Here is a 26,544-nt window from a genome sequence, read left to right on the forward strand (position 1 = left end):
CCCCGTGGACCACGAGACGTTTTTCCGCCGACTCCCCAAGGTCGACCTGCACTGCCACCTCGCCGGCACGATCCGCCCGGCCACGCTGATCGAACTGGCCCACAAGAACGACGTGCCGCTGCAGACCAGCGATCCCGACCGGCTGTACGTCTTCGACGACTTCTACGACTTCCTCGACGTCGTCCGCACCGCCGCCCGCTGCCTCATCGACCACGACGACTTCGCTCGCGTCGCCTACGAAGCCCTCGCCGACGCCGCCACCGCCGGCAACCTCAAATACGCCGAACTGTTCTTCAACCCCACCGACTACTATCCCAGCGGCGTCGACTACCGCACCATGCTCGACGGTTTCATCGCCGGCCTGCGCGACGCCGAGTCCGACCACGGGGTGACCGCGCGCCTGATCCCCGCCATCAACCGCGAACTCGGACCACAGACCGCACGCGACACGGTCGCCGAGGTCATCGCCGACCGGCGCGACGAGGTCATCGGCATCGGGATGGACGGCGCCGAACGCGGCGGCCCCCCAGGACTCTTCGGCGAGGCGTACCGGATGGCGGGAAAGGCCGGCCTGTATCGGACCGCACATGCCTGCGAGGACAACCAGACCCTCGAAGAGGCCCCGCCGTCCAACATCGCCACATGCCTGGACGACCTCGGCTGCGACCGCATCGACCACGGCTACAACATCCTCGGCGATCCCCGCCTCGTCCAGCGCTGCTCCGACGACGGCGTCCCCTTCACGGTCTGCTCCCACACCTGCGTCCCCTCCCGGCTGACCACCCGGTGGCGCAACGTCCGGCGCATGCTGGACGCCGACCTCGAACTCGTCGTCTGTACCGACGATCCGCCCATGTACGGCACCGACATCGGCACCGCGTACGTCACCCTGAGCCGGGAGCTCGAGCTCCCCCGCGCGACGGCCATCGACCTCGCGCTCAGCGGCATCGACGCCACCTGGCTCGACGACGACGACAAACGCCGGCTCCGCAAGGAGTTCACCACCGAGATCGCCATGCTCACCGCGCGGCTCCCGGCCTGACGTCAGGCCACCCGTCGGACAGCCCGCTTCATGAAAGCGCGAGGCTAAGGTGACCTTGGCGTTCACCGGGATCGCCGGAACCAGCGCCGGAGCGAGGGCGCAGTGGCGCAGCCACCTTGCTCGTCCTTTGATGGAAGATCCTCTACCGACGCTCCGATGGCGGGGCCCGTCACTTGGCGGGCCCCGCCGCATGTTCACGTCAGCACAGACGTCCACACCCCCGACGACCACGAACGGTTACCCGCTGGCCGACCCCATGGGGGAACCGGCGGCAGTTGCGCACGACAGCCCGCCAACACCACGGCAGCCGGCTTTCAGACGACGAGGACCCGGCGCCCGCGCGTGTGACCGGCACGGCTGTCGACGTGCGCCGCCGCGGCCTGGGCGAGCGTGTACGACTTCTCTACCGGGATGCGGAGCTTCCCGCGCGAGATGAGGCCGACGGCCTCGGCGAGCGCTTCCGGCACGCTCCCGGCCACACCGGAGAATCGGACACCGAGCTCCGGCGCAGCGAGATCGGCGATGGAGATCACCTTCTGCGGGTCCCCGGTCAGCTCGACGAGCTCGCGGAGCACGTCCGTGCCGGCCAGATCGAGAGCTGCGTCGACATGGCCGAGTTGCCGCACCCGCTCGACCCAGCCCTCGCCGTACGTCGTGGCGAGGGCGCCCAGGCTGCGCAGATAGTCCTGGTTCGAGGCCCCGGCCGTGCCGATCACCGTGACGCCGCGGTCGCGGGCGATCTGCAGCACCGCCGATCCGACTCCTCCGGACGCACCGCTGACCAGCAGCGTCTGCCCGGGCCGCACACCGACCTCGCGGATGATGCGCAGCGCGGTCTCCACCACGGAGGGGTACCCGGCCGCCTCTTCGAACGTCAGCCCCTCGGGCATCCGGGCCCACGCCGACAGCACGGCGAACTCGGCATAGGTGCTCGCCCCTTCGCCGAACACGCGGTCGCCGGCCTCGATCCCTTCGACACCCTCGCCGACCTCGTCCACCACCCCGGAGGCATCCAGCCCGACTCCGGAGGGCAACTCGGTCGGATGGGCCCCCAGGACCTGGCCTTCCCGAATCCTCCAGTCCACGGGGTTCACGCCCGCCGCCCGCACGGCGATGCGTATCCGGCCGGGGCCCGCGTGGGGCTCCTCGGCGTCTATGAGGTGCAGAACGTCGGGACCGCCGAACTCGGCGAAGCTCACTTTCTTCATGCGGAGACCGTAGCACTAACGGTTAGCATTTCTGAACAGCTTCGCTTTTGTGGCTGATAGCGTGAGGGCATGAAAGTGCCGACCGGACGCCGTGAGCGCAAGAAGGCCGCGACCCGCCAGAAGATCGCCGACACCGCCCTGCGGCTCTTCCTGGAACGCGGGTACGACGCGGTGGGCATCCGCGACGTGGCCGCTGAGGCCGACGTGGCCGTCACCACGGTCTTCTCCCACTTCGCCTCGAAAGAGGCCCTGGTGTTCGAGCAGGACGAAGACTTCGAGCGACGCCTCACGCAGGCGGTCACCGGCCGGGCGCCGCAGGATCCGCTCATCCCCGCGCTGCGCCGCGAGATGCACGCCCTGGTGCGGCACTGCACGGCGGACGGCGCCGCCCCGATCTGGGGCATGATCGACGCATCACCCGCCCTGCGGGAGTACGAGGAGTCGATGATGCTTCGTCATGCGGAGTCGCTGGCAACGGCCATCGCCGCCGACCCCGGCCTGCCACGGACCACAACGGCCTGCCGGACGATCGCGAGATTCGTGATCGGCGCTCATTCACTGGCCCGCGAGGCGGCCGATCCGGATGCCGCGGTGGACGAAATCTTCCGGATGATCGAGGCGGCCTGGGAGGTCACCCACCCCTCTGGAAACTCCGCCGGCACGGCTGGACCGTAGTCAGGACTCGGCCCCGCCGGCCAGGAGTGCCATGGGATGGCCGAGACGCTTCACCCCACAGCGCACGCCGGCCACCCCACGGTCACCGGCGACGCGGCCACCGGCCCCGGAGGGGCGCCCGCGTCGTTCAGCTGACGTTCAGCGCCGTGTCGTCGAGTACGAACGACGTCGCCAGCTTGGTGCCCTCGGTGCCGGTGAAGCGGATCGTCACCGACTGGCCCGCGTACGCGCTCAGGTCGAGGGTGCGTTGGGTGTAGCCGCTCGTCGCGTCGAGGTTGGAGTAGGTGGCCGGCGTGGCCAGGACGGTTCCGTTGCCGCCGACGACCTGGGCCTTCAGGGTGTCGTAGGCGCTACCGGTGGTGGCCTCCTCCGTGTCGACGTGCAGGTAGAACGACAGGGTGGCCGCGCAGCCCGACGGGATGGCCACCGACTGGGACACCGTGTCGGTGTGGGACGTGCCGTAGCCGTCGAGCCAGGCCTTGTACGTGCCCGAGTGGGCGGCCTCGGCACTGGCGTTGGTGATGACGCCGCTGGTGGCCGACCAGGAAGTGGCGCCGGACTCGAAGCCGGGGTTGCGCAGCAGCTGGGCCGCGGTGCAGGTGCCGCCGCCACCCCCGCCGCCACCGTCACCACCACCGCCGGTGGTGCCGGAGCCGCCGGAGAGCCACTCGGTGCCGTTGAGGGCGAGTGCGGCATCCGTCCCCGCGGTGTCGTTCCAGCCGTCGTAGAGGGTGTTGCCGCTCTGGCCGGTGCCGTCGTCGATCGGTGAACTGTCACCCCAGAACGCGACCCGCCCGGTGCCGAAGGTGCTGGTGGCGAAGAACGCGCCGGTGTTGCCGGAGGATCCGGTGCGGTAGACGAGGCCCTTGGCGGCGGCGTTGTCGGCCGGCTTGAGGGTGACCGTCGTGCCGTTGCGGATGATGCTGCCGGTCACCTTGCCGAAGGAACCGTTCAGTACGGGGTCGGAGGAATCCGTGATGGCCCTGGGGTTGTCGGTGCCGATGTTCAGCTGGTCGACGGAGAACCCGAAGGGGTCGGTGCCGTCCACGCTGTTGTTGGTCATCAGGTCGTTGATGACGTCGACCGCGTCGTTGCCGTCGTTGTTGCGGTCGGAGCCGGTGTGGTCCGAGATGAGGAACAGGCCGCCACCGTTCTGCACGAACTTCATGACGGCTGTCTTCTCGGCGGCGCTGAGCAGCACGTTGGGTTCGGGCAGCACGAAGGTGTCGAAGTTCTTCAGGTCGAGCGCCGACGAGGTGCCGTAGGTGATGGTGTTGCCCGAGGGCAGTGTCTTCAGCGCGTAGTCGCCGGTCTTCTGCAGGGCGACGCCCCAGGAGGACAGGGCGCCGGTCCAGTCGGACTCCGTCGAGGGTGTCGCGTCCTGTCCGAGCGGATCCGGCTGGCTCGTGCCGATGATCCAGTCGGCGTTGCCGGCGGTCTCGGCCTTCGTGTTGTCGAAGAGCACACGGTGGGGGGTGGTGGCCGTGGCGGTTGCCGCGGAGACCCCGCCGGGGGCGGCGGTGGCGGGCGAGGCGGCCGCCTGGGCGGCGACACCGGTGAGCAGCATGCCGCCCACCGTCAGCGCTGTGGTGAGCGTGCGGCGTGAGCATCTTGAACCGAGCATCCGTCATACCTCCGTCGAGTGGGGGAGAAGGGGTGCGGAGCGCAAGTCTGCGCGCGTAGACCATGGACCGGGGGGCCGCTGGGCTACAAGCGATTGAACGGTACATGACTATCTGACTCGGGGACAGAGCAAACGCGCGGGGTCCGCAGGGCGTCCCCCCGGCGCTCGCCCCAGGGCATCCGGCGGGGGCGCCACGGAGCGGCCCGGCGGATCATGATCGAAGCCCCAGTCGGATCGAGGCGAGAGTCACGGTGCCGTGAAAGCACCACCGACCGGTCGGTGCGGCCCTGGGCGTCGGCTTCGGCCAGGACGCTTACCGAAACGTGCAGGCAGAGCCAGCCACGGCGGCCCCGTGCGGTTGCGATCAAGGCGCTGGTAGGTCACATGATCCGCCGGACATCCCCGGGGCCGACCGCAGGGTGAGCAGCGTGATCTCGCTGGGCGCGAAGATCCGGAAGGGAGGGCCCCAGAAGCCGGTGCCCCGGGATGTGTAGAGCTGGGTCCGCTCTCCGTGCCGGCTGAGGCCGTGCACCACCGGCTGGTCGATCCGGACGAGGTAGTGGAACGGCCAGATCTGTCCGCCATGGGTGTGCCCGGAGATCTGTAGCTCGATGCCGGCGCTTGCTGCCTGCTGGACGTATTTGGGCTGGTGCGCGACCAGCAGGACCGGCAGGTCCGGGTTCGCCCCCGCCAGCGCACCGTCCAGGTTCGCCCGGTGTCCGGTCAGGCCGGAGGACTCCGCGGTCACGTCGTCCACACCCGCGAGCACCAGGCTGTGCCCGCCCCGCTCGACAACAATGTGGTGGTTGTGCAGCGGCTCCCACCCCAGTTCCGCCATGCGGTCGAGCCAACCCTGGGCTTCGCTGCCGTACTCGTGGTTCCCGGTGACGTACACCTTCGCCAGCCGTGACCGTATCGTCCCGAGCGGCGCGGCCTGCCCCCGGCGCTGGTGCGGGGTGCCGTCGGCGATGTCGCCCGCGTGACAGACGACGTCGGCGTCCAGCTCGTTGACCGCCTCGGCGACCCGCGCCGACCATCCGGCCCGGTCGATCGGTCCGTAGTGGGTGTCGGCGAGTACGACGACCCGTGTCCCGTCCAGGCCCTGGCCGAGCCGCGGGACGGTGACGTCGAGCCGCACCACCCGGGGCAGGCGCATCGCCTCGCGGTATCCCCAGGCCAGCAGCCCGGCCCCGACCACCGCGACGACAACGGCCACGATCCTGGACCGCGCCGGGTCGCCGACGCCGGACGCGATCAGGACGAGTCGCAGCAGGCCGCTCAGCGCCGACCAGACGAACAGCACCCAGATCACCCCCAGGGTGGTGTCGGCGATGCGCGCCGCCCGGTCCGACCGTCTGCGCCCGTGGCCCATGACCATCAGCACCGGAAAGGAGAGCAGCGCGGCGGCGAAGAGGACCGTGCCGGCCAGGACCACCGGGAACGGCCAGTCGGTGTGGGAGGAGAACAGCGTCCACCAGGGCAGGAAGAACAGGGAGACGAGTACGACGACGAGTATGACGAGCCGGCGCAGGACCCGGACGACACCTCCGCCCCTCGGAGCCGGCGACGACCCGGCGTCGACCGGTACGTCGGCATCTGACGGGGGCCCGAGCACGACGGTGTCCGGTGCTCCGCCGCCGATCGGCGGTGCGACCGGTTCTGCTCCGTGAGTTTCGTGATCTGCCACTGCACTGCCCCTCACATCCGTGGTCCGGCCGATCCCATCATCCGGCACGCGGGACGGCCGGCGGAGACCGGCTGCTTCCAGCCGCTGCTCGTGGCCCGCGCCGGTGAGTAGGTGACGGTCGCATCGACTCGGCCCGTCGTACGGTGGTCCGTACCGAGTCGGCAAGGGGGGACGACACCATGGCGGTGCGCGGAGTTCCACCCGCAGTCAACCCGTGGGTTGAAGGAACCGCGGCTGCCGGAGCGGATGCTCGGCGCCACGGCCTGGCGGGAACAGCGGGCTGACGGCCGAGGGAGCGTCCCGGGTGGCCATGGTCCGTCGGCAGCCCCGGGTACGCGAACTCGGCGCCCGCTTCCGGCGGGTACCGGAAAAACCACTTCGCGCCGGACTGCTGGTTCCGGCATCATCCGCTCCGTGGACACCTACCTGGAGACCGAGCGCCTGACCCTGCGCCGCTTCACCGCCGACGACGCGGACCTGCTGATCGAGCTGGACAGCGACCCGGCGGTGATGCGCTACCTGACCGGCGGCGAACCGACCCCGCCGGAGATCGTCCGCGAGCGCCACCTGCCGAACATCCTCGCCGGCTACGAAAGGTGGCGCGGCGAGCTCGGACTGTTCGCCGCACACGAGAAGGACGGCGGCGCGTTCATCGGCTGGTTCATCCTGCGTCCCGAGCGGGAGGCACCGCTGGACGAGGCCGAACTCGGCTACCGGCTGCGGCAGGCGGCTTGGAGCAGGGGTTACGCCACCGAAGGCTCACGGGCTCTGCTGGGCAAGGCGTTCGCGGAACTCGGCATGCGCATGGTCTGGGCCGAGACGATGGTAGTGAACCACGGTTCGCGCAATGTCATGGAGAAGCTCGGCATGACGCTCGCCGACACCATCCCCACTCCCCCCGACATGAAGAAGATCGAAGGCTCCGAGCACGGGGGCGTACGGTACGAGATCACCAGGGAGCAGTGGGAGCAGTAGGAGGACCCGGGCCGGGGCGTGGGCCCACTCGGCGGAGGAGAAGGCGGAGGCGAACCGGCATGGTCGGGCGAGTGGACGTACAGCCACTGGATGCGGAAAGTCTCGCAGAGCTCCTCGCGGTGGCCGTCCACGACGCAACACCCGACGAGGTCATGCCTCCCGTGGCCGGCCCACCGGGATGGACGACCGAACGGCAGGAAGCATTCCGGGCCTGGCACCGGGCCCGGCGCCCAGGACTTGGCGGCCCGCTCCGCGAGTCCACGTTCGTGATCAGGCATGACGGGGAAATCGTGGGGTCGGCCCGGCTGGCTGTCCGCGACCGCCCCGACGTACTCGAGACCGGTATGTGGCTGGGGCGTTCCCGACGCGGACGCGGAATCGGCACTGCCGCTCTCCGAATCCTCCTCCAGGAGGCCGCCAGGACCGACGCACATTCCGTGGTCGCGGAGACGACAGCACACAACACGGCGGCGCTCACCGCCTTGCGTCGCAATGGCGCGACGCTCGGCACCGGCCAGGACACCGGCGGAGTCCACGCCGATCTGACGCCGAAGGACAGGCCGTCGCCGTCACCCACCGCACACCCGTGATCCCGCGGTAGCACCCGAAACGGGTTCGCCCGAATCCGCTCCGGCTGTGTGCCGGATGGCACCACCACGGCGCCGGACTCGTCGGCACCGCCACCGGACTGCTGATCCTCAGCGTGGTCATGTCGATCCTGCTGCGCACGCCCTCCTCCGTTCAACCCAACGGCTCTGCCAGGGCTTTGAACGCCGGGCGGAGCAGCGCGGCAATCCGGTCGGCCGGGGCGTCACGAAGAGCGGCCACGCCGAGGAACTGGTGGCCGATGGTGACGCCCAGCAAGGTGGTGACGGCGAGCGCGGCGCGCAGCTCAGGGTCCTCGGTCGCCGGCAGAGCGGCGCTGACGCTGTCGATCTGCCGCTCGAGGGCGGTGCGAACGTGATCGGCTGCTTCCGGGTCGGTGAGCATGGAGCGCAGCATCGCCAGCGCGCCCTCGGGAAGGCCGCCGAGCTTGAGGTCGAGGGTGGCCAGCAGTTGATCGACGAGCGCGTCGGTGTCCGTGGCCGCCGGCAGCGCGGGGAACGTCTGGACGGCTCGGGTGAAGAGCTCGCGCTTCGAGCCGAAGTACTGCATGACCAGGGCCGGGTCGACGCCTGCCGCGGTCGCCACAGCGCGGATGGTGGTGCGATCGAACCCCTTCTCCGCGAACAGCTCCCGGGCGTTGTCAAGGATGCGCAGTTCGGTGGCTCGGCGGCGGTCGGCGCGGGAGGGGTGAGAGGAGGGCACCAAATCACTCTACAGCCGTTGACCGAACCGTCGGCCGACTCCTACCATGAAACAGTCAACAACCGTTGAGCGAAATGGAGTGGTCCCAGTGCCGAATGTGGAGACACCTGCCGCCCGCACTCCTGGCGAGGTGCTGGCCTGCTACTACCGGGCCATGCGCGACAAGTCCGCAGACGATCTCGCCGACCTGTATGCGGTGGACGCGGTGCACGAGTTCCCGTTCACCTCTCCTGGCTTTCCCCCGCGTTATGAGGGGCGCGAGGCCGTGCGTGCGGGTTACCGGGCAGTGTGGGGCGCCGGCCCCGCCAAGGTGAAGGAGATCAGGAGGACAGCGACCTACGAGACCACCGATCCGGAAGTGATCATCGCTGAACAGGTCGTGGTGGGAACGCTGCCGCCCGAACGAACCACCTTCACCGTCCCCGGTCTCCTGATACTCCGTGTCCGCAGCGGACTGATCACACGGGTCCGCGACTACATGGACGGCTCGGGAGTCGCCGGCGCCCGTGGATGAACGCCGGACCGGCAGGAAGCGCCAGGCGCCCGGCCTCTTTCGGCTCCGCCCCGATGGGCAGGTACGGCTCCGGTGGGGCCGGAAGTCCCGTTTGTGTGGTGGGAGATGATTTCCGTGCGGTACGGTGACCGAGCCATCACGCTCCGCGTACGCACGTATACGGGGCGGCCCCCGGCGGTGCGGGAACACCAATCCGAGGGCCTTCATCACCAGTGGAAGAGGTCCACCGGGAATGCTTCGGCATGTTATCGCGCCGTCCGGGCGCTATACGAAGGCATCGCATGATGTCGTCCGTCATCCGCGTCTGAACAACGACGCGAAGATCCTGCTCCTGTACATCCAGGGCCTCCCCGAGCACGCGGCGCACAAGCCCCTCAGCGAACTCGCGCAGAAGCTCGGGCTCAAGGGCCGCGCCTACCAGAAGGCCAAGGAGCAACTCGTAGCCCATGGTTACGTGCACGAGTGGCGCACCCAGGGCGACCGTGGGCGCTGGGTCACCGAGCAGCTTGTGGCGAACCTCCCGCTGACCGTCGAGCAGGCATGCGGTCTGCGCCGGGGCCCCACACCGGCCGACGCGTCACCGAGTACCCGGGTTCCGGCGGTCGGTGGGCCGGGGCGCCGGGTGGTCGGTGGCTATGAACCGGTAGAAGACCACGGGGAGAAGACCACTCCCCACCCACCCTCCGAAGCCCGCACGCCCGGCGAACCGTGCCGGGCCCCGGAACCGGCGCCGGACCTCGGGCCCGATCCCGACCCTCAGCCACCGGCCCCGGAACTGGCCGAGGCGGAACGGGTATTGCTGTCGCTGCGGCATTCCCGCCGCGAGCTGCACCTCGGCGTACGTGAGGCCCGCACCCTGGCGGCCGACGCCGCGAAGTGGCTGCTGCGCGGCGTCACAGCCGCCGACCTGCGCCGGGCCCTGCTCGCCGAGCTTCCGCATGACGGCGTGCGATCGGCGGTCGGCTTCCTGCGCTACCGCCTTGCGGAGAAGCTCCCCGGCGATCCGATGCCGGCGCCCGCTCCGTCGTCGTCCGCGCCCGTCGCCGGACTGGTCACCTGCCAGGGGCGGGGCGAGGACCACGCCTTCCGCCCCGTGGCCGACGAGACCGAATGTGCTTCCTGCCGTCGGGCCGCAGCCCAGCCGGAACCGCACAGCTCCCAGCCGCTGCCCACCGATCACACCCCATGGCGGTCCAGGTTCGCCGCGCTCAACGGCGCGTCCGGACTGCCCGGCCTCGGCTCAGTTGCCGTAGCCCGCCCGGCTCGGTGCTGACGCCCCGTGCACGGGAGACCCGGCGGGCCTTTTCGTTGGCCTGCGGTTCAGTCGTTCTTGCCGCGTCCGGTGAGGGCGTCACGGAGCCGGTCGACCAGTCCCGCGCCGGGGGCAAGAAGCTTGTTGCCAGGCGGTGTGGAGGGGGAGGAGGGGTGGGGGCGGGTCGGCGCCGTCTTCTTGGCGCTGCGGATCTTCTCGCCCAGCGCTTCGAGGTCCTCGCTGCCGGCGGCTTGCCGCAGTTGGGGGAAGAGGTTGTTCTCCTCGTCCTCGACATGGCTGCGGATCTCCCGCATCAGTTCGCTGATGAGCCGGTCGAAGTCGGCGTCGTCGGCCTGGCAGCTCTCCAGCTGCTTCATGGTGCGTTCGGCCGTCGTGTGGTCCTCGATCTCCTTGTCCGCGACAGCATCGCCCCCGGGCAGATACTTGCGGACCGCCGGGTAGAGATGCGTCTCCTCGGCGACGGAGTGGCGAACCAACTCGATGGTGGCCTGGTCGGCGAGCTTCTTGCGCTGCGGGTCACCGGCCGGCAACGCCTCGATCCGAGCGAAGATCTCCTCGACCTCGCGGTGGTCGGTGGTCAGTTCCTGGATAGCGTCTCCGCCGTGTCCCACGTCCAGCTCCTTGCTCGAACTCGCGACAAGGTTTCCTGTCGCGTCAGGGCTATCGGATGCCCGGGACGGTCGGCAGTATGCCCGCGACCGGCCGCCGCATCGGTGGCGGTGCCGGGAGCCGGGACCCCCAGGCCTGTTGGAGCCCGCCCGGTCAGCACCCCAGGGCCTCGGCTGCCGGCCGCAGCTGGGGAGCTCCCTGGGCTGTTGGAACGCCTGGCAGAAGTGCCGGACCCGCGAGACCCGCGCGGAGTGCGCCACCGGCCGGCCGTGGTACTGGCGCCGACCGCGTGCGCCGTCCCAGCAGGTGCGACCTCCCTGTTGGCGGTCGGCGAGTGGATCGCTGAACCGGCAGGGCTTCACCGGCGGCGGAACGGTCCGATCGCCGACGCGATGACATGGGAGCGAGAAAGCCGGGTATCGGTTGCAAGGTCTTCACCGGTGTCGCACGGTACACAAGGAGTCTTCATGCTGATGGCCCATCCGGCGGTGTTGCGGGACCTCGTCGAGCAGTACACAGCGCTTGAGATGCAGAACGCTTCCGCAGCCGACAGTCCGCAAGTGCGTCGGCGCATGGACGATGTCGCCTACACCCTGTGCGTTTCCACCGGAACCCGGGACGTGGCCGCGGCCCTGATCGCCGCACGCGGTCAGGTGCCCGGTGTCCGGATGAGTGACGCCACCTCGCTGACCCGTAGCTGAAGCCCCCGCCTATGAGCGGCAGGTTGCCGCGCTCCGAAGTGAAGGGGCAAAGTGAAGGGGCAAAGGGCATGACGTTGCCTTGAGCCTCCGCCGGTGTGCGTCAGGGCTGAATGGTTTCCAGGTCCTCGAGGAGGCTGGAGTGGGTCGGCTGCCACCCGAGGGCATCACGGGTGTGGGCGCTGGACGCCGGCTGGTCCATGGCGAAGATCGGGCCGAACGGGCCGAAGTTCTCCTGCGGAACCTCCTCGACCGGCAGGCCCAGTCGTCGGCCGATGACTGTGGCGATGTCCCGCACCGCGTCGCCCTCGTCGCCGACGGCGTGCCAGGCCGTCCCGGCCGGTGCGGACTCAAGGGCCAGCCGGAACAGGACGGCTGCGTCGAGCGCGTGCACGGCCGGCCAGCGCTGGGTGCCGTCGCCCGGGTAGCCGGCCACCCCGGTGCGGCGCGCTTGATCGGTCAACAGGCCGGCGAATCCGCCCTGGCCCTCGTTGTGGACCGTGCGCGGCATGCGGACAGCCGTGCTGCGCACACCGCGCGAGGCGAGGTCCAGCAGTGCATTGACCGAACGGCCCCGACCACCCACCGGTCCGTCGGTCGGCAGCGGATCGGCCTCGGTGGAGGCGCGTCCCGGCACCCAGGGCGTCCCGGAGACCGTGACGATCGGGCGGTCGCTTCCGATGAGTTCCTGCCCCAGCGTGGCGAGAGCGGCGCTCTCCTCGGCGATGGCCTGCGCGAGAGCGTCCGGACTGCTGTAGTCGCGTCCGAACGCCAGACTAATCACGCCGTCGCACTGCGCTGCGCCGGACCACAGGACGTCGAGGTCCGCCAGGTCTCCTCGCAGCGCCTTGGCACCAGCACTTTCAAGGGCCTGCGCGGAGCCGTCCGAGCGAGCCAGTGCGAGAACGGTGTGGCCGTTGCCGAGGAGTTCGGCGACGACGGCGGAGCCGATGGTGCCGGTACCGCCGGTGACGAAGACATGCATGAGCTCTCCCTGAAAGTGATGGGACTGTTGTCCCATCACTGACCCTACACGGTGACGGGACAGGTGTCCCATCACCTATCCTGGTCGCATGGCTAGATGGCAAGCGGGGGCGACCCAGCGACTCGTCGTTGCGGCCGTCGACCTGTTCACCGAGCAGGGGTACGACGCCACCACGGTGACGCAGATCGCCGAGCGCGCCGGTGTCACCAAAAGCACCTTCTTCCGGCACTTCTCCGACAAGCGCGAGCTACTGGTCGCCGGCCAGGAGACGCTCAGCAGGCTGCTCGCCGATGGCATTACCGAGGCCCCTGCGAGCGCCAGCCCGCTCCAAGCGGTAGCAGCCGGTCTCGAGCGCGCATCGAGCGCCATGGGACCAGCGAACCGCGAACTCGGCCCCCGCCTCAAAGCAGCCGTGGCAGCCAGCACCGAACTACAAGAGCGCGACGCCCTCAAGAGCGTCGGTCTCGCGGCCGCCATGACAGCCGCGCTCATCGCCCGTGGCGTCCCCGACCCGACCGCGCACCTCGCGGGCGAGCTGGGAGTCCTCGCGTTCAAGCGGGGATACGTCCAGTGGTCTGAAAGCGATCGTGATGACACAGAAGGGCTCGCGCCACATGCACTGGCAGCCCTGGAAGACCTGCGTGCGGCAACGGCATCGCTGGGCTGATGCCATGCCGCTCGGCTGTCGGCGCCATAGGCGCTGCGGCGCCGACTGCCTCCGAGAGGCCCAGCTCTTCCTCACAGACCTCCAAGCCAATCGCTGACAGATGACCTACTGCGCAGACAGTCAGCGATTTCAAGTTGGCGGAGGCTCCTTGACCATCGAGCAGGATTCGCGCGGCTGATGACACCTCAGGGTCTCGGTGAACAGTCACCGCATCTATGGTGGAGCGATGGCCTCGATCAAGCAGTTCCAAGTCACCTTCGACTGCACAGAACCTGAGCGCGTCGCTCGTTTCTGGTGCGAGGTGTTGGGGTACGTCGTACCGCCGCCGCCGGAGGGGTTTGCTACCTGGGACGATTTCAATCGCTCGCTGCCGCCTGAGCTACAGGGTTCGGCGTTCGCCTGCGTTGATCCCTCAGGTGTGGGCCCGCGACTGTTCTTCCAGCGTGTTCCCGAGGGCAGGGTCGTCAAGAATCGGGTGCACCTCGACGTGCGGGTCGGCACCGGGCTCGTGGGTGAAGAGCGCCTGGCCACGCTTGAGGCCGAGTGCTCACGACTGGTCGCGCTCGGTGCCGTATGCGTGCAAGTACTGCGAGCCGATGAGCACAACGAGTCGTGCATCTCGATGCAGGACATCGAGGGCAACGAGTTCTGTCTCGACTGACGGGACCGCGAACCTGTCCTCGTTCTGCCCCCGCGGCCAGGGCGAAGAACCGCCCGTCAGAACAGCTTCCGCGCCGGACACGTCGTTCTGCCGGCCCGCCGAGAAACCCGTTGCGAGTGACCCGCATCGGATGTCTGATTGATCGGCAGCCGATCAAGGGAGGGAACATGAGGACGTCGTTGCCCACCCCCTCGTTGCACACCGCTCGCCTTCGACTGCGTGCCTTCGAAGACGCGGATGCGAACGACCTCTTCGCACTGCACAGCAGCGCCTACGTGCTGCGCTACTGGGACACGCCACCGTGGAGCGAGCGCTCGCGCGCCGAGAAGTTCATCACGGCTTGCCGTCAGATGGCACAGGAGGGCACCGGGGCGCGGCTGGCCGTAGATCGTGCCTCCGACGGGGCGTTCATCGGCTGGTGCAGCCTGAACAGGTGGAATCCGGACTACCGCAGCGCGTCGCTTGGCTACTGCTTCGACGATGCAGCGTGGGGCCACGGCTACGCAACCGAGGCCGCGCGCGCTCTGCTGCGGTGGGCATTCGACACGCTTGACCTGAATCGGGTCCAAGCTGAGGCCGATACGCGCAATGTGGCCTCTGCCCGCGTGCTGGAGAAGCTCGGCTTCGTGCGTGAAGGGACGTTGCGGGAAGACTGCGTCGTCAACGGCGAGATCTCTGACTCGTGGGTCTATGGGCTGATCAGGCGGGAGTGGCAGCCGTCGTCCGAGCCGGCTAGAACGTTGCCACAGGCAACGCCTCGATTAGAGCCTGGTGCGTAGCAGTCCGCGGGGCATCAGAGCTTGGGCACCACCGTGAACGGCAACTGCGCCGCCCACTCGCCAAGCGCACCCGCCGCCTTGTCACGGAGTTCGCCTTCGACCGGTACCTCCGACAGCAGCGTCCGCTCTTTGTTCGGCAGCGCCAATTCCCGGTAGAACTGCAGGTCTTCAAAGCCGTTGGTACCCACGTCGTGGCTGTTCGCCGCGTACACCAGGCGTGGGATCCGCGCCCAGTAGCAGGCGACCAGGCACATCGGGCAGGGCTCGCTGCTGGAGTACATGACGCCGTCCTCCATCAGGTGACGACCGAGCGACTCGCCCGCCGAGCGCAGCGCCATGACCTCGGCGTGCGCGGTCGGGTCGTTGCGTTCGACGACGGAGCTGGTGCCTGTTCCCACCGGCTCTCCGCCGACGACGACGATGGCGCCGAAGGGCGTCTTGCCCTCGTCCTCCAACGCGTGCCGCGAGATGGCGATGGCCTGTTCGAGAAACGCTCGGTCCGCTGAGTTCTCCTGCGCGTAAGGCAACCGAATCTCCCTCATCTCACATGTGGATCGAAGGGTCCCCGTCGCTGAAGGGGCCTTGAAGATCCACGTCGTAGCTGGTCAGGGGTGTCGTCGTGCCAGCGGTGTCGAGGGTGCTCAGGGTGAGCTCCGTGTTCTGCGGATCGGACCACTGGCCGTTCTCCAGCAAGTCGACCATATCCGGTACCGGGGCGACGGCTTGGTTACCGGGGATGATCAGCCGGTGTATGCGTGGCGCCGGCCCGGAGAACAACGCCATCGTCGCGGCGAGCCGGTAGTTCCACTCGTCGAAAGCTCTCGTCACGGCGTCGGAGTCGGCTGCCGTACTGGCTGATGCCGGGAGGTTGTGCAGTACCACCCGCGTCAGCCGCAGCGACGAGCCGCGCCGCAACTGGGCGGCGAGCAACGCCTGATCGATGTCGTTGCGGAGGTCCGAACGCTGTGGGCGCAGCCAGTCGAGACCGCACTGCACGATGACCGCATGCTCGACGGACGGCCGGAACAGGCGGGCAATCCGCCGGGGCCAGTGGGCGGCGTTCATGCGGCCGCCGGGGTCTGGACGCCCACCAGTTGCAGTACTCGCAGGCCGATCACCATCGTCTCTTCCGGACTGTGGGTGCCGGCCGGAACGGGAAGTACGCGCGCGGTGAGGTCAGCGGCCGACTTCAGTACGGGAGCCGGCAGCCGCGTCAGAAACGCCCGGAGTTCGGTGTCCGGATCACCGGCCAGGAGTGGCGCCAGACGGCAGGCGATGGCGAGCACCATTGCGGCCGGCCGTTGCTCCGGCTCGGCTCGTGGCGATGGACTGGGAACCGGGCTCTTCGCCGTACGGACGCGGATCTTCTGCCAGGCTGCATCCGTTCCGTCTGATCGCGCCATGAGTACGAGAAGCGCCTCACGGGCCTCCTTCGCCGTCGTGAACCAGCGGTGCGAAGCGAACGTACGCAGATACGCACCCAGCAACTGGTGGTCCGGGGTGAACTCGGGACGTACGAGCTCCGGAGGATGGGCGAGGCGGACATCGCGGAGGGTGGCGATGGCGCCGACGGAGGCGAGGGCCCAGAAGCGGTCGAACCCGGCGACCGAGCCAAAGGCCTCCCGAGCGGCGTCCGCTGGCTCACCGTCGGCGCGGTCCTCCGCCGACCCGTACAGAGCTTCCCGCATCTGCCCGAGGATGGACGCCCCGTCCCAGTAGTTGCCCATGAACTTACGGCCGGTGAGGAACTGGTACACCCCGTAGAAGGCATTGGCCTGGTGCGCCCCGTGGAACTCGGTGAAGTCCCGGACCCAGAGCAGCACGCCGACGGGATCGGTCAGCACCGAGGGGACATCGTCGGCGCTACTGATCGTCTTGGGATCGGGGTCGACGCAGAGCAGGATGCGGAGCCGGGAGTCGACCGACATGGCTACGAGCTCACGCGCGGCCCGACTCGACGCGACCCCGCGTACCGACATGAGCATCGCCGTGCTGCCGAGCCAGGCCAGGTAACGGCTGGTCGCGCCCAGCACCGCAGCGGCATCCGGCAGCTCACCGGCCTGGCTGAGGATGGAGCCGACGATCCGCTCGGCACTACCGGTGACCACGACCGGGTCGGCGCCTCGTACGAGCGCCGCACGGGACAGGCGGTGCAGCACTTCAAGATGCAGGGCCGCGGAGTTCTCGTTCGCAGGGGCCGGTACGCGAGCGTCGACCAGCTGTCCCACCAGGTTGCGGATCCCGGTCGGGTCGTTGCTGCTGATCGTCTGGTCCAGCGTGCCGAGATAGGCGGCCACCACGGGATCGTCGCTGAGCTCCTCATCGAAGCTGAGTTCCTGATCGCGCAGCTCCACGAGGCCGCGGGCAAGAGCCCCGGTCAGCAGCCGGTTCCGGCCACCCACGCTCGCCAGACCGAAGAGCCGGATGAAGGAGAAGACCCCGAAGACATTCGCGAGGAGGAACAGCTCAGCACCGTAGGTCGCGCTGGTCTCGTTCTTCCAGAGCAGCCCGCAGCCGGTGAACATCGCGGCCAGCCACCCGATGAATACCCACTCGCGAAAGGCGATGTGGCTGTCGATGGCGCGGAGCGACGGCCAGGAGCTGGCCGCCGAGAAGGTGAGCGCGAAGATGACGGCCTCACCGGTGAGCAGCGTCGCGAAGAACGCCACGGAGAACTGGGTCGCGTCGACGACCCTGTCCTCCTTGACGGACACAGCCCACGCCAGCCAGGCAAGCCCGAGCGAGCAGACGAGCAGCGCACCCTGCCGCCGTAAGTGGCCCATCCCCCGCCTACCCCCTGAGACTCACCGGAGGCGATCAACTGTGCCAGCGGGCCGGGGGGTTGCCAAGTGAGTCCTCAGTCGAGTTGACCGGTTCTCAGGGCTGATACGAAGCCGGTCCAGGCTGAACTGCTGAAGGCCAGCTGTGGGCCGTGCGGATTTTTGCTGTCGCGCACGGCTGTGCCGGTGAGGATGCAGGCAGCCTCGACACACTCCGTCTGATTTCCACCGCTATACGACGACTTAAACCAATTCTGTCCCGCCGTGGCGGGGGTAACAGAAGCCATTACATCTCCTCGCGGACGCGATCGATCATGGCCGATGAGGCGGCCATGTCCAACGCTTGTGCGCGAAGGTAGTCGAACGCAAGTCGGTATCGGCTCAGCTCCTCATCCGTCTCCATGAAGAGCGAACCGACATGGAAGTCGACGTAGACGACATCCAGCGATGTTTCGACCCCACCGAAGATGACGAAGCTTCCCAATGCTGCGGTGTGGGCGCCCTTCGCGAACGGCAGGATCTGCAAGGTGATGTCCGGGGACTCGTTGGCGCGTAGCAGGTGGTCCAGCTGCTCCCGCATGACGTCGCGGGAGCCCACCACCCGGCGGACTACCGACTCGTCCAGGATCGCCCAGAGATGCGGCGGGGACGCACGGTTGAGGATCTCCTGCCGCTTCATGCGGATGTCGACCAGACGCTCGACCTCTTGCGGCGCGAGCCGCATCTCATTGGCTTGCTGAACGGCCGTGTTGTACCCCCGGGTTTGCAACAGCCCAGGAACGTAGACGCAGGAAAAGTGATCTTCGCGGACAGCTTCGTCCTCAAGGGTGAGCAGTAGGTTCATGCTCTCCGGGATGGAGTCGGCGAAGGTGCTCCACCAACCCTGTTGCCTGGCGTCCTTGGCGATCGCGACAAGCGCCTCCCGCTCCGCGTCGCTCGCGCCGTATTCACGGCAGAGAGCGTCCACGACCGGCCACTTCACGGGCCCTTCCTGGGTTTCGTACCGGCTGATGGTGGCCTTCGACACGTCGACCAGCCGCCCCGCCTCCTCCAGGGTCATCCCCTTGCGGGCGCGGAGCTTCCGCATCATTGCGCCGAGTTGCCTACGTCGGGTGGTGGTCCTCGATGACATGGAAGCAACCTCCGCTACGTCCGCACCAGTGGTCTGGTCCGGCAACAAGGCTATGGGGGCCATTAGTTGTCGACCCACCATATTCACCCGGAAGAGTCGAGTGAGAAGTTTCATGGAGAGACTTCTCGGTGCCATGCTCTCTCCGTAGCGCTACGCAGTGCAGTCGTACGGATACGGCTCGGCGCAGGCTGATGTGGCGTGGGAGGGAGTGCGGCCATGAACGGCTACGAAGTCACTGAACCCCAGCTCCGCTGCGTTCTGCCTTTCGAGGCGGAGCCGGCGGAGATGTCTGTCTTGCGGAAGGCGGTGAGGTCTCAGCTGAGCCACTGGGGCATGCTGACGGTCTCTGACGAAGCAGAACTGGCCGCGACGGAGCTCGCGACCAATGTCATCAAGCACGTTGGGCAGGGCGTTGCCGCGACGCTGGTTCTCGAATCCCGAGAGGGGCGGCTCCGCCTCGAACTGCACGACAAGAGCTACGCCTCTCCTTCTATCGTCGCCGCCGACTGGGATGAGGAGTGCGGCCGTGGCCTGCACCTGCTGTCCGGGATGGCGGAGGACTGGGGCACTCTGCTCACCGCCACGGGGAAGGCAGTCTGGTGCGAGCTCCGGCTGAAACCGCTGCGCCACTGTGCCCGGCTTCAGCGAGCCGCTGTCGTGCTTGAGGGGTATCGCCGGGCTGGCGGCGGCACGCAGACCCTCACCCCGAGCTACGCAGTGCTTGAAGAGTCGGTCACCGACATCATCGCCGACCTGCTGCACTGGCTGGCCGCTCAGGGTGGCGACCCGGACGACATCCTTGACCGGGCGCAGATGCACTTCGAGGCGGAATCAGAGGCCGCTTAAGAGTGGTTAGCGTGACTACCGTTGTGGTCCATGGCTGCCCGGATCAGGAGAGCCGCGTCTTCGTGGTACTCGGCTTCGTGTAGGGAGCCGGCGATGCTGAGTACGGTCTCAGCCCCACGGAGGCCGGCGTTGGTCAGCACCGCGTGAGCGGCGCCATCGAGCCCTGCTGCACGGCATGCGACGATAGCATTTCGGACATCGCGCACATTAGTAGCTCTCGCCGCATGCGACAGGATCGTCATGGCCGCTGGCTCGCGGCCTGCTTGCAGATGGTCCATAAGTTCTTCAAGTCCCGTCCAGACGTACTCGGGAGCTTCGTTGTGTTGCCGGTCCCCCTGGTGGCGGGGGACCGGCAACACAACGTTCGGCGCCTCCGCCGGTGAACTGCTGCCGGTATGCGCTGCGCTGGCAAGGACGCCGACAGCCCGTGTGCGCAGATAGCGCTTCGAGTGTCTGTTGCGGACAGTCAGCGGGGCCGGCCTCGCACTGACGCATGTGTCTGGCCCATCGAACGTGCGGGCGCGCTCCCGCGCTCGCCGGAGCTTGCGTGCAGCGTCTGCCCGCGCGTGCAGCCCCATCAGTTCAGCACGCGTGCGGGGAATCGGCCTGCGCCTCAGTGCCATGCTGTCTGGCATGAGTTGCCACAGGCTGTAGAGAGTCTGCCGAGTGGGGAACTTCTGCATGCTGAGGCCGCCAGAGAGCACGGACTCGCTGAGATGGATCTTGCTTGCGATCGCCTTCTGGCTCTCCAGTTCCCGCTGAATGCACATGCACATCGCGCGTAATGCGCTCGCGAGTTGCCGCTCCTCCGCCGTGACGGAAGCTGCAACCTGGCTGCTGATCTGGCCTCTACGGGGCATCAAACCTCTTCTGGGATCACAGAGTTCCATCTTGGCATCTCATGGTGAGGGAGCACCTGGACGGAGCGGAAGCACTCCCTGTTCCCTTTATTGGAGAAGATCCAAAGACTCTGGCTTTTGGCCGTCGGACGAGGAAGCCTTCTTGGCAAGCGGTAGCGGATCACTGGGGACCGCAAGACCGTCGTATTGCCAGATGGGGAGGCATTGACCATGACACTGCCGTCGTGGACGGACGAGAAGTACGGCTCGATGAAGCGGGGGGCTCTCTGGCTGGTCAGCGTCGTGGGGGAGGGCAACGTGTTCACCAAGACGCAGCTCAAGTCGGCTTTTCCCGACACCTCGCAGATCGACCGACGAGTGCGCGACCTGCGCGACTTCGGCTGGCGGATCGACACCAACCGCGAAGACCTGAGCCTTGACGCCAATGAGCAGCGCTTCGTCACACAGGGGGAGCCGGTCTGGGAGCCTGGCAAGGGCCGCGCCAAGACGAACCTGGGGATCACGGCTGCCCAGCGGCGCGAGATCATGGCGAAGGATGGGCACCTCTGCCGCTCGTGTGGAATCACGGCCGGCCAGATGTACGCGGGGACGTACGAGGCGGCACAACTCGACATCGCCCGGCGCCAGGTTCGGCAGGCCGATGGATCCACCGTCGTACAGCTCTTGACGGAGTGCACCCGCTGCCGTGTAGGTGGGCGCGAGCTCGCAGTGGACACCCCCGGCCTGCTGAGGAAGATCCAGAATCTTGGCAGCCTTGAGCGAAAGATTCTGACGCGTTGGGTCGCGGCGGGAGAGCGGGAATTCAGCGCACTGGAGTCCATCTGGGCCGAGTACCAGACGCTGTCCGCAGATTCCCGCGAGCAGGTGGAGGGCGTCCTGGACGCTGACGACTAGCACCCGAACCGTCCGGACATCCGACCTGGCACGCTCTTGCGGCCCGCAAACGATTCTGAACCCGAGGAGACAGGCATGACTACAGACTTTGGCAAGCCGCCGCTGGCAGCGGAGAACCAGGCCCTCATCGAGAAGCGTCTGAGAGAGATTAAGGGTGCCGGAGGTGTACCGGAGACGCTCCGCATTGAGTGGCGGGAGCAGCCGATCCAGGTTGAGGTCATCGACATGCCTGTGGGCTCCCTCTACTACAACCCGGGCACGCACCGCATCCGTGCGCAGCGCACCCATGAACCCGCCCGCGATCGGGCACTCGAAGAGGACGCCTGGAGCGAAGAGAGCCAGGAGTATCTGCACCATCTGCTTCAGGCCCTGCCGGCGGACCCCTCGAAACGAGACCCTGACTTCGACGCACTGCAGGACAGCCTCAGGCAGTTCAAGCAGAACGACCCCGGCTTGATCACCCGTGACGGCGTCCTCGTGAATGGCAACACACGGCGTGCAGCGATGAAGGACATGGGCACGCCTACCATCCGGGTCGGAGTCCTGCCGGCTTCCTGCACCTGGGCAGACGTCAACGCGGTTGAGCTTGCGCTACAGCTGCGCAAGGATCACCGGCGGGAGTACTCCTACATCAACCGTCTGCTTGCCGTTGACGAGCAGATCAGTCTCGGACGCTCGGTGTCGGACATCGCACGGGACTTCCGCACAACTGGGCCCAGGTGCGAACAGGACATCTGGATTCTTGCAACGCTCAATGATCTCGTCGAGCGGAGCAAGGACGGCGGTGCCCAGCTTCGGCTGCTTGACTTCGAAGATCAGCAGGAGAAGCTCAAGGAGCTGCACCGCAGGTACATCAAGGACTCAGCGGCCAGCAAGGAGAAGGCCGACTTGATGAAGGAGAGCCGTCTCGCTGCCATCGTCCTCAACTTCTCGAAGACCGACGTTCGTCTGATCGAGGCCGAGTTCAGGACCCGTTACTTGGACAAGCGACTTCCTGACGAGCTCAGGGCTCAGTCAGCCATCGCGCCGGCCGCTGCTGTATCAATCCCCGGGCTGAACAGGATGGTGAGAGCCGCTGATCCCAAGGTTGCTGAGGCGAGGGCGCTCACTGATTCGATCCTGCGGGTGAAAGCCGTCGAGGCAGCCGCGGAGTCCCTGCCCATGGAGAGGGTCGCTGCGGCGGCGCGCACGCTCAAGGCTGCGAAGGACGCTCTCGAAGACGCGCTTGAGCCCGCGGGTAAGGATGCCCGCATCCGTAAGCGGAAGCAGGCGGCTCCTGATCGGCTGACCGACGCGTGTCAGGACATTGAGCAGTGCAACACGGACCTGGTTCTCGCCAGGGCTTCAAGCAGTCTGGACGACGAGACCTTCGACGAGGCGGTCATCAAACTGCGGGAAGCCTTGGGCAAGCTGGCAATCGAGTCTGCTCGCAGCATTAAGGTCCCGGGCGACGGCGTGTCCTGGCTTCTTGATGTCTTCCGGAAGGAGGATGTGTGAGCCAGGGGGAAGAACCGTCACTGCGGATCACCTTCGATGTGACGCGTACCCGGGCTGTCCTCCGGGCCGGGCGCGGCCGCCAGAGCGACCTCGCGCAGCTCGCTGCCCGCTTTCCCGTCGGCCAGCGCGGCCCTCTGACCGCCGAAATCGACCTCGATGACTTCCTGGTCGGTATCAGTGAGCTGGGTTCATGGCCGTCCCCGGACGTGGACTGGGACAAGGATCTGGCACAGCTGGTAGGCGGTGTCCTGGACGACGCGGACACGGCAGAACGACAGCTTCAGGGCGATGGCACCACGCTGGAGCAGACGATTCTGCCCGATGACGTCCTGGCGATGCTCGGCAACGAGTGGACAGCAGACCTCACGGACTTCCAGAAGAGGGACATAGCCCGACTGCTGTCTCTGCGCCACGGCGCCAACTTCAGCGTTCCCGGTGCCGGCAAGACCCGTGTCGGACTCGCTGTATTCGCTGCGATGCGGGAACGCGGCGAGGCGCACCGGCTCCTGGTCATCAGCCCGAAATCCGCCTATGAGGCGTGGGAGTTCGAGAGCCGCACCTGCCTCAAAGAGCCGTTGAGATTCGAGATCATGGGGAAGTCCCCCGCCCCGGGAGCAGAAGTCCTCGTCGTGAACTACGAACGGCTTGACCGCTCGCTGGCCTCCCTCGCCGGGTGGCTCAGGGCTGCACCGTCGATGGTGATCCTGGACGAGGCACACCGGATGAAACTGGGGGCACGAGGGATCTACGGCGCGGCGTGCATGGCCCTGGGCCCGTTGAGCCGACGACGGCTGATCCTGACCGGCACCCCAGCACCAAACGGGGCGCGGGACCTGGAGAACCTTCTCTCGTTCGTATGGCCAGGGCACGGGCGCAGGGTTGTGACCGGCGCTGTCGCCGGCGGGGACCTCGCCTATGCGAGCGCAGTGCTGCGTCCGCTCTTCACACGTACCACCAAGAACGAGCTCGGCCTGCCCCCGTTCGACCCCAAAATTCGTTATGTGGACATGCCTGATCTGCATCAGGAGATCTATAACGCTTTGGTTGGCCGCTACTCGGCGCGGGCCGAGGCAGCCCGTGATGATTTCGATGCTCTGGGCAAAGCCATGTTGCGGTTGCTGATGGCGGCTACCAGCCCGGCCCTCCTCGCGGAGGGCAGCAGCCGGTACGAGCCCCTCTCGTACCAGGTGCCACCCTTGGAAGTACCGCAGAACGATTCGCTGTACTCGTTGATGCGGGATCTGCCGAGCTACGAGCTGTCTCCCAAGTACGAAGAAGCTCTCCGCATCGTGGCGAACAACGCGGAGAAGGGACGCAAGACCCTGGTGTGGACGACCTTCGTGCGAAGCCTGACGACGATGGAGCGCCTGTTCGCAAGCTTCGAGCCCGCAGTGGTGCACGGTGGTACACCAGACCGGGAGCTGGAGCTGCGCCGGTTCCGCGAAGACCCGGACTGTGCAGTGCTGCTCTCCAACCCGGCGACCCTGGGCGAAGGGATCAGCCTCCACCATGCGTGCCATGACGCGGTCTACGTGGACCGCGATTTCATGGCTGGACGGTTCCTTCAGAGCCTTGACCGGATCCACCGCTTGGGACTGGCCCCTGGCACGGAGACCAACGTCACCGTGTTGGCGTCGCGCGGAACGATCGATGAAGTCGTTGCCCTGAGACTGGAAGAGAAGCTCGAATTCATGGGCCGGATTCTCGACGACCCGTCTGTGCAGCAGCTTGCGGATCTTCAGGAAGAGACACCAATGGTGGGCGGTATGGACATGGCTGATGTTCGGGCCCTGCTGGGTCATCTCGACGGTGGCCATCGGTAGAGGACGTTCCTCGGACGGTGCTGCGCCAGCTGACGCAGCACCGTAGACAGGCTCCGAGCTATGTGTGTGTCATTCACTGTCGGCCGAGCCTGGGGAGTCAGGTAGTTGCGTTTGCCCGGACCGGATGAACAAGTGCGGAGGCGATGCTTCGGCCGACTGCCTCAGCAACGGGCGGTGGAAATGCGTTGCCCACTTGGCGGTATGTGGAGGTCTTGCCGCCCGAGAAGACCCAGTCGGCCGGGAACCCCTGGAGCAAGGCCATCTGCGGGACTGTGAGCCGCACTGGAAGCGGCGTGCCTGGTAGCGGTGGCGCGTCGGCGACACTGGAGCCGTTCACACCGAGAGTTGCCCAGGCCTGACGGGCACGCGACGGGCCGAGGTCCGCGCCGCCGTGCTTGCGCGAGCCGCCACAGAGAGTCGGTGCGATGCGCATGGCACCGTCTGCCCACTGGCGGGCGAGATCCCAGCCCCGTGAGGCCATCGATTCGTAGAGGAGCTCGCCGACGGGAGGGGCGGTGACAGGGCACGCTGTGGCGATTGGCCAGGCGAAGTGGACGAGGGCCTCGGCGGCCATCGCTACCAGCACGGCGCGGGGGCGGAGTTGGGATACGCCGTAGTCGCATGCTCGCAGCAGGCGCCAGTTCGCTGCGTACCCCAGGCCCTCCAGTCTTTCGAGAACGGCTGACCGGTAGGAGGCGAACTTGGTCTGCATGATGCCCTTGACGTTCTCGATCATGACGGCTCTGGGCCGGAGGTCCTCCACCAGATTCAGGGCTCGAGGGAAGAGGTCCCGCTCATCGCCAGCGCCAAGTTGTTTGCCGGCCAGAGAGAACGGAGGACAGGGCACGCCAGCGGCGAGCAGGTCAATTTCCTTCTCCTCGAAAGCGAGGCAGGATGCGGGCAGACCGCGGACGTCCGCTTGCAGGACATTCCAACCGGGCCGATTGGCCCGCAGCGTTCGCACGGCGTCAGTGTCGATTTCTACCAGAGCGCTGTGCTTGAACCCCGCGCGCTCCAGCCCAAGGGCTTGGCCACCCGCGCCGGCACAGATTTCTACACACACGGGAGCTGGAAGGTTCAGGGCGGTCCTGCTCTGTCCAGACATGGGTGGTACCTCCGGTTGTCGCGGCTCAGACTTATCACTCAGAGCTTGCCGCCACCTGCCGCGGCAAGTGGCGGCAAGTAATATTCATGCCGCGAACGAGGTATCGATGGAACGTATTTTCGAATGGGGTGGGTATGTCCGAGGATGAGCTGGACTGGCGCAATGCAGGGCTTGGAACCCGTATCCGGGTTGCCTTGTGGCTGCGGGACGAGGTCGGGGAGGGCTCCGTATTCTCCAAGCAGCGGTTGCGGGCGGCGATCCAGGGAGCAGAGCAGGTCGACCGTCGGATGCGGGATCTTCGTCCGGCTGGCTGGGACATTAAGACGTATCGGGACAAGCCGAGCCTCCAGCCGGAGGAACTGTTCCTAGAAAAGATCGGCTCGCCAGTCTGGGAGAAGGAATACAGGGCTGCCGGGCTCCGCCAGATCAGCGCCAAGACGCGCCGCTTTGTCTACGAGCGCGACGGGCACATGTGCCGGCGTTGCGGAGTGTCCGCGGGTGAGGCGTACCCCGACGACGTAAGCGCTCGCGCGAGGCTGACACTCGGGCATGTAAACCCGCACAAGTCCGGCAGCGGCGCCCATGCGGAGGACCTGATCACGGAGTGCGCCCGATGCAATGAGACTGTGAAGCACCTCACGGGGACCCAGATGACCAGAGAGCAGGTCTGGGATCGCGTGAAGGAACTCCCTGCCCGGCACAAGCGGGACCTGCTCGCGTGGATGAAGGCCGACTGCCGACCGCTGAGCGAGGCCGAGAAGGCGTGGGGAATGTACCGGCAGCTACCGGCTGTCGTGCGGGAGGAACTTGAGGGTGACCTGGAAAGACTCATGAGGAGCTGATGGAGCTCTGTGGCCTGCGGCCGGTCTCGAGACGCTTGTCAGTGCGGGGTGCGACACTTG

The 26,544-nt window shown here is 67.3% G+C and carries 27 protein-coding genes and 2 pseudogenes; 17 read left to right on the forward strand and 12 right to left on the reverse strand.

The features are described from left to right. The first annotated feature begins 4 nt into the window (after positions 1–4). Positions 5–1,042, forward strand: coding sequence for an adenosine deaminase (gene add / locus AB0436_RS14235; RefSeq protein WP_366468126.1), 1,038 nt, complete (start codon positions 5–7; stop codon positions 1,040–1,042). Positions 1,043–1,356: 314 nt separating this feature from the next. Here the strand turns inward: add and AB0436_RS14240 are convergent, their stop codons facing one another. After that, positions 1,357–2,250 carry an NADP-dependent oxidoreductase gene (locus tag AB0436_RS14240; RefSeq protein ID WP_366468127.1) on the reverse strand — a complete coding sequence of 298 codons (894 nt, stop codon included), beginning with the start codon at positions 2,248–2,250 and terminating at the stop codon, positions 1,357–1,359. Positions 2,251–2,319: 69 nt separating this feature from the next. Here AB0436_RS14240 and AB0436_RS14245 point away from each other — a divergent pair, with 69 nt between their 5' ends. Next, on the forward strand, positions 2,320–2,925 hold the full coding sequence (locus AB0436_RS14245) for a helix-turn-helix domain-containing protein (protein WP_366468128.1): 606 nt from the start codon (positions 2,320–2,322) through the stop codon (positions 2,923–2,925). Between the two features lie 127 nt (positions 2,926–3,052). Here the strand turns inward: AB0436_RS14245 and AB0436_RS14250 are convergent, their stop codons facing one another. Both AB0436_RS14250 and AB0436_RS14255 read right to left on the reverse strand, forming a co-directional pair. After that, complete coding sequence (locus AB0436_RS14250) at positions 3,053–4,549, reverse strand: hydrolase (RefSeq protein WP_366468129.1); 1,497 nt, start codon at positions 4,547–4,549, stop codon at positions 3,053–3,055. A gap of 364 nt (positions 4,550–4,913) precedes the next feature. Further along, complete coding sequence (locus tag AB0436_RS14255) at positions 4,914–6,164, reverse strand: metallophosphoesterase (protein WP_366468316.1); 1,251 nt, start codon at positions 6,162–6,164, stop codon at positions 4,914–4,916. A gap of 486 nt (positions 6,165–6,650) precedes the next feature. Between AB0436_RS14255 and AB0436_RS14260 the strand changes: the two genes are divergently transcribed. The 3 genes and pseudogenes from AB0436_RS14260 to AB0436_RS14270 all read left to right on the forward strand — a co-directional run. Further along, on the forward strand, positions 6,651–7,211 hold the full coding sequence (locus AB0436_RS14260) for a GNAT family N-acetyltransferase (protein ID WP_366468130.1): 561 nt from the start codon (positions 6,651–6,653) through the stop codon (positions 7,209–7,211). 71 nt (positions 7,212–7,282) lie between these two features. After that, positions 7,283–7,801, forward strand: a complete 519-nt coding sequence (locus tag AB0436_RS14265; RefSeq protein ID WP_366468131.1) for a GNAT family protein — start codon at positions 7,283–7,285, stop codon at positions 7,799–7,801. Between the two features lie 50 nt (positions 7,802–7,851). Continuing rightward, positions 7,852–7,935: pseudogene (locus AB0436_RS14270) on the forward strand (DUF1772 domain-containing protein); the annotation flags it as partial. Between the two features lie 17 nt (positions 7,936–7,952). On the opposite strand, the gene AB0436_RS14275 reads toward AB0436_RS14270, so the two are convergent. Continuing rightward, a complete protein-coding gene (locus AB0436_RS14275; protein WP_366468132.1) occupies positions 7,953–8,519 on the reverse strand; it encodes a TetR family transcriptional regulator in 567 nt (188 codons plus the stop codon). A gap of 88 nt (positions 8,520–8,607) precedes the next feature. On the opposite strand from AB0436_RS14275, the gene AB0436_RS14280 reads away from it, so the two are divergent. Then, a complete protein-coding gene (locus tag AB0436_RS14280) occupies positions 8,608–9,033 on the forward strand; it encodes a nuclear transport factor 2 family protein (protein ID WP_366468133.1) in 426 nt (141 codons plus the stop codon). A 232-nt stretch (positions 9,034–9,265) separates the two neighbouring features. Further along, complete coding sequence (locus tag AB0436_RS14285) at positions 9,266–10,306, forward strand: hypothetical protein (RefSeq protein WP_366468134.1); 1,041 nt, start codon at positions 9,266–9,268, stop codon at positions 10,304–10,306. Positions 10,307–10,353: 47 nt separating this feature from the next. On the opposite strand, the gene AB0436_RS14290 is transcribed toward AB0436_RS14285, so the two are convergent. Further along, positions 10,354–10,917, reverse strand: a complete 564-nt coding sequence (locus tag AB0436_RS14290) for a hemerythrin domain-containing protein (RefSeq protein WP_366468135.1) — start codon at positions 10,915–10,917, stop codon at positions 10,354–10,356. 108 nt (positions 10,918–11,025) lie between these two features. Between AB0436_RS14290 and AB0436_RS14295 the strand changes: the two are divergent. Both AB0436_RS14295 and AB0436_RS14300 read left to right on the forward strand, forming a co-directional pair. Beyond that, positions 11,026–11,250, forward strand: a pseudogene (locus AB0436_RS14295) (transposase family protein); the annotation flags it as partial. A 132-nt stretch (positions 11,251–11,382) separates the two neighbouring features. Beyond that, the gene (locus AB0436_RS14300; protein ID WP_366468317.1) at positions 11,383–11,616 is read left to right on the forward strand and encodes a DUF5133 domain-containing protein; all 234 of its coding nucleotides are present in this window, start codon (positions 11,383–11,385) and stop codon (positions 11,614–11,616) included. Positions 11,617–11,716: 100 nt separating this feature from the next. Here the strand turns inward: AB0436_RS14300 and AB0436_RS14305 are convergent, their stop codons facing one another. Beyond that, the gene (locus AB0436_RS14305; RefSeq protein ID WP_366468136.1) at positions 11,717–12,598 is read right to left on the reverse strand and encodes an SDR family oxidoreductase; all 882 of its coding nucleotides are present in this window, start codon (positions 12,596–12,598) and stop codon (positions 11,717–11,719) included. Between the two features lie 88 nt (positions 12,599–12,686). Here AB0436_RS14305 and AB0436_RS14310 point away from each other — a divergent pair, with 88 nt between their 5' ends. The 3 genes from AB0436_RS14310 to AB0436_RS14320 all read left to right on the forward strand — a co-directional run bounded on the left by AB0436_RS14310 (position 12,687) and on the right by AB0436_RS14320 (position 14,705). Next, complete coding sequence (locus tag AB0436_RS14310; RefSeq protein ID WP_366468137.1) at positions 12,687–13,265, forward strand: helix-turn-helix domain-containing protein; 579 nt, start codon at positions 12,687–12,689, stop codon at positions 13,263–13,265. A gap of 226 nt (positions 13,266–13,491) precedes the next feature. Continuing rightward, positions 13,492–13,926 (forward strand): VOC family protein, encoded by a 435-nt coding sequence (locus tag AB0436_RS14315; protein ID WP_366468138.1) that lies wholly within the window; start codon positions 13,492–13,494, stop codon positions 13,924–13,926. A 167-nt stretch (positions 13,927–14,093) separates the two neighbouring features. Further along, the gene (locus tag AB0436_RS14320) at positions 14,094–14,705 is read left to right on the forward strand and encodes a GNAT family N-acetyltransferase (RefSeq protein ID WP_366468318.1); all 612 of its coding nucleotides are present in this window, start codon (positions 14,094–14,096) and stop codon (positions 14,703–14,705) included. Positions 14,706–14,719: 14 nt separating this feature from the next. Here the strand turns inward: AB0436_RS14320 and AB0436_RS14325 are convergent, their stop codons facing one another. The 5 genes from AB0436_RS14325 to AB0436_RS14345 form a co-directional block, all read right to left on the reverse strand. Beyond that, positions 14,720–15,232, reverse strand: a complete 513-nt coding sequence (locus AB0436_RS14325; RefSeq protein WP_366468139.1) for a nucleoside deaminase — start codon at positions 15,230–15,232, stop codon at positions 14,720–14,722. Between the two features lie 16 nt (positions 15,233–15,248). After that, on the reverse strand, positions 15,249–15,770 hold the full coding sequence (locus AB0436_RS14330; protein ID WP_366468140.1) for a hypothetical protein: 522 nt from the start codon (positions 15,768–15,770) through the stop codon (positions 15,249–15,251). Beyond that, a complete protein-coding gene (locus AB0436_RS14335) occupies positions 15,767–17,488 on the reverse strand; it encodes a hypothetical protein (protein ID WP_366468141.1) in 1,722 nt (573 codons plus the stop codon). Before AB0436_RS14335 ends, AB0436_RS14330 begins: the two co-directional genes overlap by 4 nt. A 74-nt stretch (positions 17,489–17,562) precedes the next feature. After that, entirely contained in the window at positions 17,563–17,772 is a 210-nt protein-coding gene (locus AB0436_RS14340) for a DUF397 domain-containing protein (protein ID WP_366468142.1), read from the reverse strand. Further along, complete coding sequence (locus AB0436_RS14345) at positions 17,772–18,617, reverse strand: helix-turn-helix transcriptional regulator (RefSeq protein WP_366468319.1); 846 nt, start codon at positions 18,615–18,617, stop codon at positions 17,772–17,774. Before AB0436_RS14345 ends, AB0436_RS14340 begins: the two co-directional genes overlap by 1 nt. A 216-nt stretch (positions 18,618–18,833) precedes the next feature. Between AB0436_RS14345 and AB0436_RS14350 the strand changes: the two genes are divergently transcribed. The 4 genes from AB0436_RS14350 (at position 18,834) to AB0436_RS14365 (ending at position 24,537) form a co-directional block, all read left to right on the forward strand. Continuing rightward, positions 18,834–19,463 (forward strand): ATP-binding protein, encoded by a 630-nt coding sequence (locus AB0436_RS14350; protein ID WP_366468143.1) that lies wholly within the window; start codon positions 18,834–18,836, stop codon positions 19,461–19,463. 1,070 nt (positions 19,464–20,533) lie between these two features. Beyond that, positions 20,534–21,217: a hypothetical protein gene (locus AB0436_RS14355; protein WP_366468144.1), complete on the forward strand. Its 684-nt coding sequence runs from the start codon at positions 20,534–20,536 to the stop codon at positions 21,215–21,217. Positions 21,218–21,292: 75 nt separating this feature from the next. Continuing rightward, positions 21,293–22,714 carry a transcriptional regulator gene (locus tag AB0436_RS14360; RefSeq protein ID WP_366468145.1) on the forward strand — a complete coding sequence of 474 codons (1,422 nt, stop codon included), beginning with the start codon at positions 21,293–21,295 and terminating at the stop codon, positions 22,712–22,714. Continuing rightward, positions 22,711–24,537: a DEAD/DEAH box helicase gene (locus AB0436_RS14365; protein WP_366468146.1), complete on the forward strand. Its 1,827-nt coding sequence runs from the start codon at positions 22,711–22,713 to the stop codon at positions 24,535–24,537. Before AB0436_RS14360 ends, AB0436_RS14365 begins: the two co-directional genes overlap by 4 nt. Positions 24,538–24,634: 97 nt before the next feature. On the opposite strand, the gene dcm is transcribed toward AB0436_RS14365, so the two are convergent. Then, positions 24,635–25,642 carry a DNA (cytosine-5-)-methyltransferase gene (gene dcm, locus AB0436_RS14370; protein ID WP_366468147.1) on the reverse strand — a complete coding sequence of 336 codons (1,008 nt, stop codon included), beginning with the start codon at positions 25,640–25,642 and terminating at the stop codon, positions 24,635–24,637. A gap of 134 nt (positions 25,643–25,776) precedes the next feature. Between dcm and AB0436_RS14375 the strand changes: the two genes are divergently transcribed. Then, a complete protein-coding gene (locus AB0436_RS14375; protein ID WP_366468148.1) occupies positions 25,777–26,484 on the forward strand; it encodes an HNH endonuclease in 708 nt (235 codons plus the stop codon). The last annotated feature ends 60 nt before the right edge of the window (positions 26,485–26,544 follow it).

Source organism: Streptomyces sp. NPDC051322, from assembly GCF_040689485.1.
GTDB lineage: Bacteria > Actinomycetota > Actinomycetes > Streptomycetales > Streptomycetaceae > Streptomyces.

Bases quoted from the DNA above. Each gene is read 5' to 3' on its own strand.
- AB0436_RS14240 (WP_366468127.1), bottom strand. From the start codon at position 2,250: ATGAAGAAAGTGAGCTTCGCCGAGTTCGGCGGTCCCGACGTTCTGCAC.
- AB0436_RS14245 (WP_366468128.1), top strand. From the start codon at position 2,320: ATGAAAGTGCCGACCGGACGCCGTGAGCGCAAGAAGGCCGCGACCCGC.
- AB0436_RS14250 (WP_366468129.1), bottom strand. From the start codon at position 4,549: ATGCTCGGTTCAAGATGCTCACGCCGCACGCTCACCACAGCGCTGACG.
- AB0436_RS14285 (WP_366468134.1), top strand. From the start codon at position 9,266: ATGCTTCGGCATGTTATCGCGCCGTCCGGGCGCTATACGAAGGCATCG.
- AB0436_RS14300 (WP_366468317.1), top strand. From the start codon at position 11,383: ATGCTGATGGCCCATCCGGCGGTGTTGCGGGACCTCGTCGAGCAGTAC.
- AB0436_RS14305 (WP_366468136.1), bottom strand. From the start codon at position 12,598: ATGCATGTCTTCGTCACCGGCGGTACCGGCACCATCGGCTCCGCCGTC.
- AB0436_RS14310 (WP_366468137.1), top strand. From the start codon at position 12,687: ATGGCTAGATGGCAAGCGGGGGCGACCCAGCGACTCGTCGTTGCGGCC.
- AB0436_RS14315 (WP_366468138.1), top strand. From the start codon at position 13,492: ATGGCCTCGATCAAGCAGTTCCAAGTCACCTTCGACTGCACAGAACCT.
- AB0436_RS14320 (WP_366468318.1), top strand. From the start codon at position 14,094: ATGAGGACGTCGTTGCCCACCCCCTCGTTGCACACCGCTCGCCTTCGA.
- AB0436_RS14330 (WP_366468140.1), bottom strand. From the start codon at position 15,770: ATGAACGCCGCCCACTGGCCCCGGCGGATTGCCCGCCTGTTCCGGCCG.
- AB0436_RS14335 (WP_366468141.1), bottom strand. From the start codon at position 17,488: ATGGGCCACTTACGGCGGCAGGGTGCGCTGCTCGTCTGCTCGCTCGGG.
- AB0436_RS14340 (WP_366468142.1), bottom strand. From the start codon at position 17,772: ATGGCTTCTGTTACCCCCGCCACGGCGGGACAGAATTGGTTTAAGTCG.
- AB0436_RS14345 (WP_366468319.1), bottom strand. From the start codon at position 18,617: ATGTCATCGAGGACCACCACCCGACGTAGGCAACTCGGCGCAATGATG.
- AB0436_RS14350 (WP_366468143.1), top strand. From the start codon at position 18,834: ATGAACGGCTACGAAGTCACTGAACCCCAGCTCCGCTGCGTTCTGCCT.
- AB0436_RS14355 (WP_366468144.1), top strand. From the start codon at position 20,534: ATGACACTGCCGTCGTGGACGGACGAGAAGTACGGCTCGATGAAGCGG.
- AB0436_RS14360 (WP_366468145.1), top strand. From the start codon at position 21,293: ATGACTACAGACTTTGGCAAGCCGCCGCTGGCAGCGGAGAACCAGGCC.
- dcm (WP_366468147.1), bottom strand. From the start codon at position 25,642: ATGTCTGGACAGAGCAGGACCGCCCTGAACCTTCCAGCTCCCGTGTGT.
- AB0436_RS14375 (WP_366468148.1), top strand. From the start codon at position 25,777: ATGTCCGAGGATGAGCTGGACTGGCGCAATGCAGGGCTTGGAACCCGT.